At 60.6% G+C, this 14,419-nt stretch carries 13 protein-coding genes; 7 read left to right on the top strand and 6 right to left on the bottom strand.

Annotated elements, in window-relative coordinates; genetic code table 11:
- Window positions 1-55 precede the first annotated feature (55 nt).
- Window positions 56-1,261 (bottom strand): MBL fold metallo-hydrolase, encoded by a 1,206-nt coding sequence (locus tag HB680_RS15810; protein ID WP_256735551.1) that lies wholly within the window; start codon window positions 1,259-1,261, stop codon window positions 56-58.
- Here HB680_RS15810 and HB680_RS15805 point away from each other — a divergent pair.
- The gene (locus HB680_RS15805; RefSeq protein WP_213939554.1) at window positions 1,248-1,898 is read left to right on the top strand and encodes an MliC family protein; all 651 of its coding nucleotides are present in this window, start codon (window positions 1,248-1,250) and stop codon (window positions 1,896-1,898) included. The two genes, HB680_RS15810 and HB680_RS15805, sit on opposite strands and share 14 nt — an antisense overlap.
- A 5-nt stretch (window positions 1,899-1,903) precedes the next feature.
- Here the strand turns inward: HB680_RS15805 and HB680_RS15800 are convergent, their stop codons facing one another.
- Entirely contained in the window at window positions 1,904-2,782 is an 879-nt protein-coding gene (locus HB680_RS15800) for a LysR substrate-binding domain-containing protein (protein ID WP_213939553.1), read from the bottom strand.
- A gap of 100 nt (window positions 2,783-2,882) precedes the next feature.
- On the opposite strand from HB680_RS15800, the gene HB680_RS15795 reads away from it, so the two are divergent.
- Window positions 2,883-3,299: a nuclear transport factor 2 family protein gene (locus HB680_RS15795; protein WP_213939552.1), complete on the top strand. Its 417-nt coding sequence runs from the start codon at window positions 2,883-2,885 to the stop codon at window positions 3,297-3,299.
- Here HB680_RS15795 and HB680_RS15790 read toward each other — a convergent pair.
- Window positions 3,272-4,195, bottom strand: coding sequence for a DMT family transporter (locus HB680_RS15790; RefSeq protein ID WP_213939551.1), 924 nt, complete (start codon window positions 4,193-4,195; stop codon window positions 3,272-3,274). The genes HB680_RS15795 and HB680_RS15790 overlap by 28 nt on opposite strands.
- Window positions 4,196-4,321: 126 nt before the next feature.
- Here HB680_RS15790 and HB680_RS15785 point away from each other — a divergent pair, with 126 nt between their 5' ends.
- On the top strand, window positions 4,322-5,179 hold the full coding sequence (locus HB680_RS15785) for a LysR family transcriptional regulator (protein ID WP_213939550.1): 858 nt from the start codon (window positions 4,322-4,324) through the stop codon (window positions 5,177-5,179).
- On the opposite strand, the gene HB680_RS15780 is transcribed toward HB680_RS15785, so the two are convergent.
- The 3 genes from HB680_RS15780 to HB680_RS15770 all read right to left on the bottom strand — a co-directional run bounded on the left by HB680_RS15780 (window position 5,176) and on the right by HB680_RS15770 (window position 8,576).
- Entirely contained in the window at window positions 5,176-6,360 is a 1,185-nt protein-coding gene (locus HB680_RS15780) for a patatin-like phospholipase family protein (protein WP_256735550.1), read from the bottom strand. The genes HB680_RS15785 and HB680_RS15780 overlap by 4 nt on opposite strands.
- A gap of 127 nt (window positions 6,361-6,487) precedes the next feature.
- Window positions 6,488-7,123 (bottom strand): response regulator transcription factor, encoded by a 636-nt coding sequence (locus tag HB680_RS15775; RefSeq protein ID WP_213939549.1) that lies wholly within the window; start codon window positions 7,121-7,123, stop codon window positions 6,488-6,490.
- A 4-nt stretch (window positions 7,124-7,127) separates the two neighbouring features.
- Window positions 7,128-8,576, bottom strand: coding sequence for a PAS domain S-box protein (locus HB680_RS15770; RefSeq protein WP_213939548.1), 1,449 nt, complete (start codon window positions 8,574-8,576; stop codon window positions 7,128-7,130).
- A 229-nt stretch (window positions 8,577-8,805) separates the two neighbouring features.
- Between HB680_RS15770 and HB680_RS15765 the strand changes: the two genes are divergently transcribed.
- From HB680_RS15765 to HB680_RS15750, 4 genes are all read left to right on the top strand, one after another.
- A complete protein-coding gene (locus HB680_RS15765; protein ID WP_213939547.1) occupies window positions 8,806-10,428 on the top strand; it encodes an acyl-CoA synthetase in 1,623 nt (540 codons plus the stop codon).
- A 126-nt stretch (window positions 10,429-10,554) separates the two neighbouring features.
- Complete coding sequence (locus HB680_RS15760; protein WP_213939546.1) at window positions 10,555-10,881, top strand: DUF485 domain-containing protein; 327 nt, start codon at window positions 10,555-10,557, stop codon at window positions 10,879-10,881.
- On the top strand, window positions 10,881-12,551 hold the full coding sequence (locus HB680_RS15755; RefSeq protein WP_213939545.1) for a cation acetate symporter: 1,671 nt from the start codon (window positions 10,881-10,883) through the stop codon (window positions 12,549-12,551). The genes HB680_RS15760 and HB680_RS15755 overlap by 1 nt, the downstream gene beginning before the upstream one ends.
- Before the next feature lie 61 nt (window positions 12,552-12,612).
- The gene (locus HB680_RS15750) at window positions 12,613-14,385 is read left to right on the top strand and encodes an acyl-CoA dehydrogenase C-terminal domain-containing protein (protein ID WP_213939544.1); all 1,773 of its coding nucleotides are present in this window, start codon (window positions 12,613-12,615) and stop codon (window positions 14,383-14,385) included.
- Window positions 14,386-14,419 lie beyond the last annotated feature (34 nt).

Here is a 14,419-nt window from a genome sequence, read left to right as displayed (position 1 = left end):
TGTCCTGAACCTAGAAACGCCCTGACGACCTGTCGGGGCGTTTTTGTATCCGGATTCAAATACTCCCGCACTTCCCTTCCGGCCCTCTGCGTCCGCTGGGATCAGGCGCAGGAAGCGGGACATCCGTGAGCGGATACGGCATGACAACCGGAAGTTGAGGATGAGTCTCGCAGATCTTTTTGATCAACTCCGGTTCCTTTTGCAGCCTCGAAACTTCAGGTTTGTACGGATCGTTTCCAAAAAAATCCTCCCAGTGCCCTAGTGCAAGCAATCGCGGTCTGGTCACCCTCAACAACGCCGAAGGATATTGATTGACCTGACTCCATGACGCTGCTGCGAGGATTTCAACGTCAACGCGCTTTGCGTCTACCGATAGGGGAGGAAAACCCATGGGCGGGCTACTGGCGGAGTCTTGATAGTGGATGCGATAGACCGTTTTTCCAGTGTCGTCGACCAGATCCACAAGCCATGCGAGTGTAGTGCCCTCCTTCCACCCCCACACTGTTCTGGGGAATGTCGACAGGTCTTGGCAATAGGCGCCCGGAAGTAAATCCATTCCCAAGATATGCGGGGCATGCTTGCTTTCGATGGGCATGAAACGGAAAGGCCCGGCGCTTATCCAGGTTCCGGTCTTTGCCGCACGGCAGTGTGTTTCTCCATCTTCGTTACAGGTCACTTTCGCCATCTTCGGCTCAACATTTTCAAAGTTCAGTCGAGGCCGGGCAGCCGCCAGTATGTGGCCGGCTGTCTCCGGTCCGTAGGCTTTGGCACGAGGAGTGTATTTCTGCATGACCCGGGGAACATCCAACAGGTGATCGTAGTGGGAATGGCCAATAAGCAGGACAGTCACGTCGGATGCCTTTGGCATGTACCGATCAATCCTTTCATGATCTGGCGAAACCAGAATGGGCGGAAACGACGGGTTGCTGAATGAGGGAGCAAACAGCAGGGCTTCGTTTCTCCATTGCACCAACCATCCGCCTACTCCCAGGTAAGTCAGTTTCGGCACCTTAAGCTGGGTGATCTGGGTAGTCGGTAGCTTGAGGTCGGCAACATCTTGGGTGCAGCCGGTGATGCACAGCCATATAAGCAGGGTGATCAGGCGCATTTCCATTCCCTCAAGATGGATGCCTACAGCGTAGTGCACGCTTCGTCTCGAACCGAAGCATCCGGGCGACGTATCTGAGTGGAACTTCACCCGCTTGGGGTTATAGTCCATTTCAGTCAATGTTCCGGGTGAAGCCACCATGAATACGGTCACGGCCCTTTTCACCTGTCTGTTCGCTGCCAACGTGTATGCGGCGACGGATGCCGACGCTGAGCCTCCTGCGCCGATCAAGACCACTTTCGACTGCACCCAGGCAAAGGCCTCCGTCGAGAAGCTGATCTGTCGCGACCCGCAATTGAAGCAGATGGATATCGAACTGATGCGTCTCTATCGCCTGGCGCTCACCGATGAACGTGCCGTTCCGCGCCCGGACAAAATCGTGATCGACCAGCAGTTCTGGATGAACGACCGCAATCAGTGTGGCGCCGATCCGGATCCCAAGGCCTGTGCGATCCGCAGCTATGCAGCGCGCGCTCACCAGTTGCGTCAAGGCTCGGCAATCGTGAGAACCAAGGATCCCGACAGACTCACCGAAGGCCCACTGGCTTTTCGCTGCAGCGGGTTGAACGCGCTGATTGCTGCCACGTTCTACCTCACTCAACCCGGTGCCGTGTACCTGAAATGGGCGAATAGCTCGATCACCCTGAACCAGGTGCCGAGCGATTCGGGCACCCGATACACCGGCAAGGATAAACAGGGGAGCTACAGCTTCTGGCAAACCGACAACGGGGTGCTTTTCCAGAAGCCAGGTTCAGCGGCCATGAGTTGTACGGCCGAGCCGGTCGGCTGAGTTCATCAAGTCAGCCGAGTGCCCGACATCAGCCCTTCCGTCAGCAGCGACACCAGAGGCTGGACAAGATGCCGGGTGCGGACGTCGTCGCCAATCACCGACACTTCGGTGCTGGGTAAGGTAGGCAACTTTTCCGACGGTTCCAGAATCCGCATGCCTTCTTGCAGAAACGACGTTCCCAACGCGGTAATCCCCAGCCCGCCGGCAACGGCGGCCTGAACCCCCATCAAGTTGCTGGCCACGCACGCCGAAACCCATTCCCGTCGCACCGAAGCCAGGGCGTCGATCATGATGGCCCGGTACGCGCAGGGCGGCCGCATCATCACCAGCCGCACGGGTCTGGAGGCTTCCATGGCGTAATCCTTCGCGGCGATCCAGACCAACGGTTCGCGCCAGATGACTCGACCCCGCTGCGCCGTCGGACCGGCTCTTTGCTTGGCAATCACCACGTCCAGCAACCCGGCTTCGTGATCGGCCAGCAAGTCGTGGCTCAGGCCGGTGGTGAGCTCCAGTTGAATATCGGGATACACCTTGCAAAAGCGCGATAACAACGTGGGCAGTTGCGTAAGCACCAGGTTCTCAGAGATCCCCAGACGCAGCAGTGTCACCGTTGCAGGCGCCTTGATATCGCGGATGAAGGTATCGAAATGCACCATCAACTTACGCGCCCCCACCAGCAGACGTTCGCCATCGGGCGTCAGGGTCAGCGCGCGGCTGGTGCGCTCGAATACACGAAAACCGAGTATGTCTTCCAGCCGGATAACCTTCTGGCTGACCGCCGATTGTGATCGCGCAATCACGTCCCCTGCGGCAGTAAAACTGCCCGTTTCCGCCACCGCAATAAATGCCCGCAGCAGGTCGATCTCAAGGTCGCTGGTTTGCATGATGAATTCGCCTTTCAACTGGATGCCATAAGATTTATGCGTTTGAGTTCTGGATAGCAAGCACCGAACATCGTACTCAATCTGAAACGAGGGGTTCGAAATGACTAACAACACAGCCGTAGAAATCGTAGAAAGCTTTTGGCGCGAGGTGTGGCAGGCAAAAGACCCGCAAGCTGCCGCGCGCTTCGTCGCCGAAGACTTCGTGATCACGTCCGGTGGTATGGATATCGTCGGTCGCGAAGCCTTCATCCGCTGGATTGGCGCCTTCCTGTCGACGATCGAAGACTTCGAATTCGGCGCCATCGAGACGTTCCAGAATGCCCAAGGCACCCGCGTCGCCTCGCGCTGGAAACTGGCCGGGAAGAACCGTGGGTTTATCGGTGGCCGTTCCTGCAACAGCCCTTTCGAAATGCTTGGAACCGCCGTCTGGGAAGTGCGTCCGGACGGCCTGCTGGCGCACAACTGGGTGGAACGTAATGCCCTGGAGGTTCACCGGGACATGATCGGCTTGGGTTGATCGGGGCTGAAGACCAGACCCGAAGCAAACACCACCCCCAGGATGACGCCAGCCGCACCGAGCAATTGCCAGACATTGGGCAACACCCCCAGGATCGACGACACCAACATGGTGAACACAGGCGCCAGGTTGAAGAAAATCGAGGTCCGCGCGGCGCCAATGGCATGGATGCCTTTGAACCACAGCAAGTACGCGATCAATGAACCAAAGACCGCCAGGTAGATGACCGCACCATGAATGGCCAGCGACGCGTTGCGGATATCGGCCAGCGGATCTTCATAGATGAAGCCCAGCACGATCAATCCGATGACCCCGAACAACATGGAAAACGTCGTCGTTTCCAGCGGCGTCGAGTCTTTGACAAAGCGCCGGGTGCCGACCATGTTCGCCGCCCAGGCCATGCTGCCGGCCAGGATCATCGCGTCACCGCTCGCCATTTTCAGCCCGAGCAGCACCTGGATATCCCCGCGAGTGATCACCAGGCCAACGCCCAGCAAGCCCAATATCAGGCCGATGGCGCGGCCGCGATCAATGCGTTCGCCTTCCAGCAATACGGCAAAGATCATGGTCCACAGCGGCGTAGTCGCCAGGATCAGCGCGCCGTTAATCGGTGTGGTGGTTTGCAGGCCAAAGAAGGTCGCGAGGCTGAACGCGGTGAATCCGAGCAGGCCCAAACCGATAAAGGCCGGCAGATTGTTTTTCAGCGTGCTGAGCCGCAGTTTTCCGGCCAGACTGAAAATCAGCACCAGCAACAGGGTCGAGAGGGCAAAGCGCTCAATGGACGCGCTGATCGGTGCCATGCTCTTGATGATGTACGCGCCTGCATTGAAGTTGGTGCCCCAGAAAAACGTGGCGCCGACAATACCGGCGTACGCGAGCGGCGTTGATTTAGACATGACTGTTTCCTCGGCAAAGCGTGCGGTGAACGTTCAAACCTGCTCATCAGGTTTTGAAGGATTCTTGCAGGCTTGCCGATGGGGCAAAATTCCCTGTTTATTCACCCTTAATGTGAGAAAACGCCCATGTTCGATTGGGAGGATCTGCGCTATTTCATCGTTTTCGCCCAGGAACAGTCGTTATCGGCGGCGGCCCGCACGCTCAAGGTCGACCATGCCACGGTGGCGCGGCGCATCAGTGCACTGGAGAGTTCGCTGAACCTCAAGTTGGTGGACCGGCGCCCGCGCGCCTACGTCATCACCGAGGACGGCGAACGTATTGCGCAGTTGGGAAGACGCATGGAAAGCGAGTCCTTCGCGGTTCAGCGCACCGCATTGGCCGGGCAGGACAGCTACGTCGGCGAAGTCACGGTCAGTGCCCCGCCCGCCCTGGCCTGCGCGTTGATAGCGCCGCACCTCAATGAGTTGCGGGCGAACTATCCGCAGTTGTCGTTGCAACTGATTGGCAGCCTGGGCAGTGCTTCGTTGTCGCGGCGCGAAGCCGATATTGCCGTGCGCCTGAGCCGCCCCAAGGAACCGGACCTGGTGGCCCGCAAGGTCGCGACACTGGCGTTTTACCTGTACGGCTCGGCGGACTATTTAGCCACGACCGCCGCGCAAGACCTGGCCTTCATCGCCTACGACGAAACCATGGAACAATCCCCGCAACAGGCCTGGCTGAAGCAGCAGGCGGGGGATCGACCGATCCTGCTGCGCAGCAATGATTTGAACATCCAGGCCACCGCCGCCCAGGCAGGCGCCGGTGTTGCGGCATTGCCCGGTTTTCTGGGTGAACGCTATGGTTTGCAAGCGCTGCCGTCCGTGGGGGCGGATCTGACCCGTGATGTGTGGCTGGTGGTGCACAACGACATCCGCCACATCCCGGCGGTCCAGGCGGTGATGGGTTTTCTGGTGTCCTGCTTTGACAAACAGACGCTCGCTTAGCTGTTCGGCGATTTGTGCCACGGATAGCCTTTCGCGCTGCGTTCAAAGGCGTAATCGAACAGGCGCTTCATGTACTCGCCATCGAATTTATGATTGCGCGGACAGAGAAAATCCGCACCGATGTACGCCAGATTGAAGTCCGCCCCGTCCTGCTGCGCAATTCGGTAAATTCGATCCAGGTCGCTGATGCCTTGGGTCTGGATCAACGTGCTGATGGCTCGACCGCCGATGCTCAAGGTGCGGCGCTTGGTGCCGGACCATTGCGGTTCGAGTTTGCCGTTGCGAATGACATAGAAATGCCGCTCCCGACGCAGGCGCGCGCCGGGCACTTTGTTCAGCTCCATGACGGTGGCCGGCGGGTAAAGGAACACCTGAGTCAGGACGCCGCCATCGACGTGCATTTCCTGGAACTGTTTACCGTCAACTTCGACATCGATCATGACCGGTGACACGGCACCGGGAATGCTCATCGACGCGACCATGATGTTGCGAAACAGCGCGAGCGCCCCCGGTGCGTCGCTGGCGGCAATCGCGCCCATGTTCCAGGTGACCGGGCGCCCTGCGTCCAGGTCGGTGGTGCCAATCATCAGCAGGCGTCCTTTGGCGTATTGCGCGGCAATGGCCGCCAGCACTTCGGCAGTGACGTACTTGGCGATCAGCCGCGACAGTGGCTTGCTGTCCGCGATGCCGTCGCTGGCCAGGCGGGTCAGCACATTTCGCGAATGGAACACGTCTTTCGGGCCGATACCGTTGCAGATCCCTTGAATCACCGCGTCGTACTCGGGCCCCAGGTAAGCGAACGGCGCGACCAAAGCCCCCGCACTGATGCCGGTGACGACTTTGAACACCGGCCGGGTGCCACTCAACGTCCACCCCGCAATCATGCCCGCCGCGAAAGTACCGGCGTCGCCGCCCCCCGAAACGGCCAGCATATCGGCCAGCGGCAGCATGTCATTCGGTTCCTCGGTACTGCCGAACGCCTCGTACTCTCGAACATTGGCCTCACCTGCATCCCGGATAAAGGACGACAGGTCATGGTCCAGCCAGTAGCGGGCATTGGGGATGCCGGGGATGAGCGCTTTTTCCGTTAACGTTTGCGGCACAGCATCAAGGCGTTGCAGGCACCCTTGGCGCAACATGTTCAGCGTTGAGGTGCTGGGCCTGGGCAGTAATGGTTTCAAGACGCCTCCTCCCGTCCCCGAAATCGACAGAGAACGCGCTCGACTACTTGGCGATGAACGATTTGTTCATCTTTCATGCTAGCGCACGCCCGGGCAGTCAGGACGCCGGCAGGACGTCCGGTCTGGCTTAGCGCAGTTTCAGTGGATCGACCAATTGCGCCGCGATGGCCATGCCCACCAGATCCGGCAAGGTATTGGCCTGCATGCGCTTCATTACCCGCGAGCGATACAGGTCGACGGTTTTGGCGCTGACGCCCAGTTGTTCGGCGATTTCCCGGGTGGTGTAACCCTGCACCAACGGCAGCAATACATCGCGCTCCCGGGGTGTCAGCGTGAGCAGGCGGGTCTGTAATTCTTCGTGGCCGACATTGCCCGAGCGATTCGCCGCGCAGTTGCTCAGGGCCTGCTGCACGCTGTCGAGCAGCAACTGTTCGTTGTAGGGTTTTTCGATGAAGTCATGGGCACCGGCCTTGAAGGCACGGACCACGATAGGCACATCGGCATGGCCGCTGACGAAGATAATCGGTAATTTTAGTTCGCGCTCGCGCATGGCTTCCTGCACGTTCAAACCGCCCATGCCGGGCATGCGCACATCCAGCAGCACGCAGGCATTGAGCTTCGCATCACAGGCCTCGAGAAATTCGACGCCGCTGGTGAACGGCAAGGCTTTCAAACCCACCGACTCCAGTAACCAGACCGTCGAATCGAGCATGCCTTGATCATCGTCGACCACGTACACCACGTGCTCCGTCACTGCTGCCATTGCGTTATTCCTGTTGTTGTTTTGTTGGGCCGGCCAGCGGCAAGCGGCAATACACCAGCAGCCCGAGCGGTTGCCGGCGCGCCTGCAATTCGCCGCCGAAACCTTCGATGATGCTGCGGCTCATGGACAAGCCAAGGCCCAGGCCATCGGGCTTGCTGGTGTAGAACGGGGTGAAGATCTGCTCAAGCTGTGACTCGCTGACACCCGGCCCCTGATCGTGCACGCTGATCTCCACCGCTGCGCCCCCGACCTGCCCCGCCGCCATCACGATCAGTGACGGCCGGCCCGGATGTTGTTCGCGGTTGGCATCGATGGCATTGCGCAACAGATTGAGCAGCACCTGCTCCAGCTGCACCCGGTCGGCATAAACGGGCGGCAGATTATCCGGTAGGCGATCTTCAATTGTCACGTGGCACTGAGTCGCCTCCCAGGCACACAAACGCACGGCGCCACGGGCGACATCGGCCACGTTCAGCGCCTGCATGCGCCGTTGGCCCTTGCGCAGAAATCCGCGCAATCGGCGAATGACTTCCGAGGCGTGAGTGGCGTGCAAGGTGATGCGTTCCAGGCCTTGGGCCACCCGCTCGGCGGCTTGCGGATTGGTGCCCAGGGCCTGCAAATAGCGTTGGCTGGCGTTGGCATAGTTCACCACCGCCGCCAGTGGCTGGTTGATTTCATGGGCAATGCCCGAGGCCAGTTCCCCCAGCGTCACCAGGCGCGCGGTATGCGCCAGTTCGTCTTCCAGACGCCGGCGGTTTTCTTCGGATTGCACGCGGGCGGTGATGTCCCGGGAGACGCAGACCACTTCCACCACCGCCCCGGTGTAGGTTTCACGAATCGCCCGGCTGGCGGTTTCGAACCACAGGTAATGCCCGTCGCGATGGCGGATGCGATAGGTCATCGTGTGATAACCGTCCTGCTCCAGCGCATCGCGGGCGGTTTGCACCAGGTTGGCCAGGTCCTGGCCGTGGAACAGGCCTTGGGCCATTTGCCCGCGCAACTGTTCGGGCCAATAGCCGAGCAAGGTCCAGGACGCCGGCGACGCATCGAGAAAACGTCCGTCGGGGGTATGCCGGGAAATCAGGTCAGTGGTGTTCTCGATGATCAACCGATACAGGCGCCGCGCCGTGGCCGCCTCGCGTTCTGCCAAGACTTGCGTCGTCGCCACCTGGCAGCGGCCGAGCACGCGGTTGTTCTGCGGGTCCGGGATAAACGTCCAGATCAGAATTTGCGCCTGGAACTCCGCCTCGACCCCTTCGATGGCGCGCTGCTGCGCCAGACAGGCGCGCACCAGGTCCCGATGATTCTTTGGCAAGAACCCGAGCACGTGGCTGTGCGGATTCTGCTCGAGCAAGGCCAGCAGCGCCGCGTTCAACTCCAGCGGTTGACCCTGGCTATCGAGCAGCACACTCGGCTGTGGGTCATAGCTCAATAAGGGAGAGTCAGGCGTCATCACAGGTCCGCTACGTTAGGGAAACCAAGGATATACCGGCCTTGGAGGAATGGCCGCATTCATTTAGCGCCAGAAGAATAATCTATAGTACATATACTATACAACGTAGGTTGTACTTCCATATATTCGGTAGATTGTTATATAAAGCACACCGGACATAAAAGTTGACTTCAGCGGCTACGCTGAAAGGTCAGCCATAGAGCTAACAATCAGCCACCGAGTACCCGTCATGTCGATCTTCGAACAAGGGCTTAGCCCTACGGCTGTCAATCATATTGCCTTGTCGCCGCTCAGCTTCCTCGAGCGCACCGCCCACGTTTACCCCGACTACCCCGCCGTCATCCACGGTTCGATCCGCCGTACCTGGGCGCAGACCTACAGCCGCTGCCGACGCCTGGCGTCGGCGCTGGCCGGGCGCGGGATCGGCAAGGACGACACCGTTGCCGTGATGCTGCCCAACATCCCCGAGATGCTGGAAGTGCACTTCGGTGTGCCGATGATCGGCGCCGTGCTCAACCCGCTCAACGTGCGCCTGGACGCCGAAGCCATCGCGTTCATGCTGCAACACGGCGAAGCCAAGGTGCTGATCACCGACCGCGAGTTCCACAACGTGATTCATGCAGCGATCGGCATGCTCGATCACCCGCCGCTGGTGATCGACGTCAACGATCCGGAATATGGCGAAGGCCAGGCCGTCAGCGACCTGGACTATGAAGCGCTGCTGGCCGAAGGCGATCCGACATTCGCCTGGCAATGGCCGGACGACGAGTGGCAAGCCATCTCGCTGAACTACACCTCCGGCACCACTGGCAATCCGAAAGGCGTGGTCTATCACCATCGCGGCGCCTACCTGAACGCCTTGGGCAACCAGATGACCTGGGCCATGGGCAACCACCCGGTGTACCTCTGGACCTTGCCGATGTTCCATTGCAACGGCTGGTGCTACCCGTGGACCATCACCGCATTGGCCGGCGTGCATGTGTTTTTGCGTCGGGTCGATCCGCAGAAAATCCTCACACTGATCCGCGAACACCAGGTGACACACCTGTGCGGCGCGCCGATCGTGCTCAATGCGCTGGTCAACATGCCGGACTCGGCAAAAGCCGCGATCGATCACCCGGTCAACGCCATGGTCGCCGGTGCCGCGCCGCCGGCCAAGGTGATCGGCGCTGTGGAAGAAATGGGCATCAAGGTCACCCACGTCTACGGCCTGACCGAAACCTACGGCCCGGTAACGCTCTGCGCCTGGCATGCCGAGTGGGATGAATTGCCGCTGGATGAGCGCGCGCAGATCAAGTCCCGCCAGGGTGTGCGCTATCCAACGCTCGAAGGTGTGATGGTCGGCAATTCGACAACCCTCAGACCGACCCCGCGTGACGGCAAAACCATCGGCGAGATCTTCATGCGCGGCAACACCGTGATGAAGGGCTACCTGAAGAACCCCACCGCAACAGCCGAGGCGTTTGAAGGCGGCTGGTTCCACACCGGCGACCTGGCGGTGTGTCATCCCGACGGTTATGTCGAGATCAAGGATCGGCTCAAGGACATCATCATTTCCGGCGGCGAGAACATTTCCACCATCGAGCTCGAAGGCGTGCTCTACCGCCATCCGGGTGTGATGGAAGCCGCGGTGGTTGCGCGTCCCGACGAAAAATGGGGTGAAACCCCGTGCGCCTTTATCACCTTGAAGGCCGATCACCAGGACGTGCGCGAGGCGGACATCATCAGCTTCTGCCGCGAGCATCTGGCCGGGTTCAAAGTGCCGCGCACCGTGATCTTCACCCTGTTGCCGAAGACGTCCACGGGCAAGATCCAGAAGTACGTGCTGCGCGACCGGGCTCAGGCCCTCTAACCCTCACTGACGCTTAACCCTTCAAGCGGCAGGTCCCGGACCTGCCGTTTCGGGCTCGTGCACGCGCAATTCGGCGGCACGGCCCTGCCCACACACACCGACAACAAAAACAATGTGGAGCTACCGATGATCGACATCCATTCAACCGACACCCAGCGCTGCGAACGGATTCGCACCAATCCGAAATTCCTTCAACTGGTCAGCAGCCGTTCGCGCCTGGCCTGGACGTTGAGTGCCACGGTGCTCGGCACTTACTACCTGTTCATGCTGGTGGTGGCGTTTGCCCCCAAATGGTTGCATGCCCCTTTGGGCGAAAACCGAATGTTGACCCTGGGCATGCCGGTCGGCGCGGCGATCATCATTTTTTCCTGGCTGCTGACGGGCTGGTACGTCTACCGCGCCAATACCCGTTTCGACGCGCTCGGCGCCGCGATTCTTGAGGAGAGCAAGTGATGACTCTCTTCAGGAAACTGACCTTGGCCGGTCTTGGCCTATTGCCGGCCTCTGTTGTACTCGCCGCCCCACTGACGGGAGCAGCAGAGAAGCAACCGCTCAACCTGAACGCGATCAGCATGTTCTTCGTGTTCGTGCTCGGCACACTCTGCATCACCTGGTGGGCGGCGCGGCAGACCAAATCCACCTCGGATTTCTACACCGCGGGCGGTGGCATCACCGGGTTCCAGAACGGTCTGGCGATTGCCGGTGACTACATGTCCGCCGCCACGTTGCTGGGGCTGTCGAGCCTGGTGTTTGCCAAGGGTTACGACGGTTTCATCTACACCATCGGCTTCTTCGTCGGCTGGCCGATCATCACCTTTCTGATGGCCGAGCGCTTGCGCAATCTGGGGCGTTACACCTTCGCCGACATCGTTTCTTATCGACTGGACCAGAACAAAGTGCGGATCTTCGCCGCGTTCGGTTCGCTGACGGTGGTGTGCTGCTACCTGATCGTGCAGATGGTCGGCGCCGGCCAATTGATCAAATTGCTGTTCGGCCTCGACTACCCGGTGGCGGTGGTGATCGTCGGCGCGCTGATGCTGGTGTACGTGATCTTCGGCGGCATGATCGCCACCACGTGGGTGCAAATCATCAAGGCGGTGTTACTGCTGGCCGGCGGTACGACCCTGGCGGTCATGGCCATGTCGCAGTTCGGTTTCAGCTACGAAACCCTCGCGACCAAAGCGGTCCAGGCCCATGCCAGCGGCTGGAACATCATGGGCCCGGGCGCGATGCTCGCCGACCCGATCAACACCGCGTCGATGTCCCTCGGCCTGGTATTCGGGATTGCCGGCCTGCCGCACATCCTGATGCGTTTCTTCACCGTGCCGAACGCCAAGGAAGCGCGTAAGTCGGTGTTCTACGCCACCGGTTTCATCGGTTTCTTCTTCCTCGTGGTCTGCACCCTGGGCTTCGCGGCGATGGTGATCATCGGCACTGACCCGCAGTACTACGTCAACGGTGAAGTCGGCGGCGCCTTGATCGGTGGCGGCAACATGGTCGCCATGCACCTGGCCAAAGCGGTGGGCGGCAACCTGTTCTTCGGTTTTCTCGCGGCGGTGGCGTTCGCCACCATTCTGGCGGTGGTCTCCGGGCTGGCTCTGGCCGGTGCATCGGCGATTTCCCATGATCTCTACGCCACGGTGTTCAAGAAAGGCAAGGCCAGCGAGAAACAGGAAATGCGCGTGACCCGCATGGCCACGGTCGGCCTGGGCATCGTCGCGATTCTGCTGGGCATTCTGTTCGAGAAGATGAACGTTGCCTTCCTCGTGGGCCTGACCTTCGGCATCGCCGCGTCGACCAACTTCCCGGTGCTGATCATGGCCATGTACTGGAAAGGCCTGACCACCCAAGGCGCGATCCTCGGCGGTTTCGCCGGTCTGATCTGCGCGCTGGTGCTGGTGATTCTGTCGCCCGCCGTGTGGGTCACCGTGCTCGGCCATGCCCACGCGATCTTCCCGTATGACCACCCGGCGCTGTTCTCCATGCCGCTGGCGTTCCTGGTGATCGTCGTGGTGTCCCGCCTCGACCGCAGCGTGCGGGCCGACAAGGAGCGTGACGCCTATGCCGACCAGTTCGTGCGTGCCCAGACCGGCCTCGGCGCCGCCAGCGCTTCCAGTCACTGATTGAAAAAGCACGGCGCACCTGTTGCGGCGCCGTGCCCACCGTCCCAAAGAGGTTCACGTTATGCCCGAATTCAACGCTCCCCTGCGCGACATGCGCTTCGTGCTGCATGAAGTGTTCGACGCCCCGGCCCTGTGGGCACGCCTGTCGGCCCTGGCCGACAGCGTCGATGCCGACACCGCCGACGCCATTCTTGCGGAAGCGGCCAAAGTCACCTCGCACCTGATTGCGCCACTCAATCGCAGCGGCGACGAAGAAGGCGCGCATTGGGTTTATGGCCAGGTCACGACGCCGATCGGTTTCAAACAGGCCTATTCCACTTACATCGAAGGGGGTTGGGTCGGTTTGTCCGGCAACGCCGAGTTCGGCGGCATGGGCATGCCGAAGATGCTCGCGGTGCAGTTCGAAGAAATGCTCTACGGCGCCAACTCAAGCTTCGCGCTGTATTCGGCGTTGAGTTCGGGCGCATGCCTGGCCATTGATGCTCACGCCAGTGAAGCGCTGAAGAGCCTTTACTTGCCGCCGATGTACGAAGGCCGCTGGGCCGGTTCCATGTGCCTGACCGAGGCCCACGCCGGCACGGACCTGGGGCTGATCCGCACCCGCGCTGAACCCCAGGCCGACGGCAGTTACACCCTCAGCGGCAGCAAGATCTTCATCACCGGTGGCGATCAAGACCTGACCGAAAACATCATCCACCTGGTGCTGGCCAAACTGCCGGACGCGCCGGCCGGCCCCCGGGGGATTTCGCTGTTTGTGGTGCCCAAAGTGCTGGTCAATGCCGACGGTTCCCTCGGCCATGCCAACGCCGTGAGTTGCGGCTCGATCGAACACAAGATGGGCATCAAGGCCTCGGCCACCTGCGTAATGAACTTCGACGGCGCCAGCGGTTGGCTGGTGGGCGAAGCGAATAAGGGCCTGGCGGCGATGTTCACCATGATGAACTACGAACGCCTGTCCATCGGCATTCAGGGCATCGGTTGTGCAGAGGCGTCGTATCAAAGCGCGGTGAAGTATGCGCGGGAGCGTGTGCAGAGCCGCTCGCCGACCGGCGCCATGGCCCCGAACCAGATTGCCGACCCGATCATCGTCCACCCCGACGTGCGCCGCATGCTGCTCAGCATGAAAGCCATGACCGAAGGTGGCCGTGCGTTCGCCAGTTACGTCGGCCAGCAACTGGACCTCGCGAAGTTTTCCGACGACGCCCAGGAACGCGACAACGCGCAAACCCTGGTCGCGTTGCTGACCCCGGTGGCCAAGGCGTTTTTCACCGACACCGGCCTGGAAAGCTGCATCCACGGCCAGCAAGTGTTCGGCGGCCATGGCTACATCCGCGAATGGGGCCAGGAACAATTGGTGCGTGACGTGCGTATCGCGCAGATCTACGAAGGCACCAACGGCATCCAGGCGTTGGACCTGCTCGGGCGCAAAGTGCTGGCCGACAGCGGCGCGGCCCTGCGTCAGTTCACCGGCGAGATCCGCCACTTCGCTCATCAGCCTTTTGCACCTTACGCCGAGCAACTGTTCGATGCCGTGCAGCGCCTGGAAAACCTCAGCGACTGGCTGCAAGACCAGGCCGCGACCAACCGCAATGAAGTCGGGGCCGCGTCGGTGGAATACCTGCATTTGTTTGGCTATGTCGCCTACGCCTGGCTCTGGGCGCGGATGGCCCAGGTAGCGAAGAAAAAGCGCAATGACGACCCGGATTTTTATGGCGCGAAGATCGCTACGGCTGACTTCTACATCGAGCGCTTGCTGCCACGGATCTTGAGCCTGGAGCAGTCCATTCGCGCCGGCAGTGGCTCGCTGTATGGCCTGAGCGCCGAACAGTTCTAACGATTGAACCGCACGCGGCGCCCCCCGCTCCTCT

This window comes from Pseudomonas sp. dw_612, assembly GCF_018449725.1.
Classification (GTDB): Bacteria; Pseudomonadota; Gammaproteobacteria; order Pseudomonadales; family Pseudomonadaceae; genus Aquipseudomonas.
This window is presented reverse-complemented; position numbering and strand designations above follow the sequence as displayed.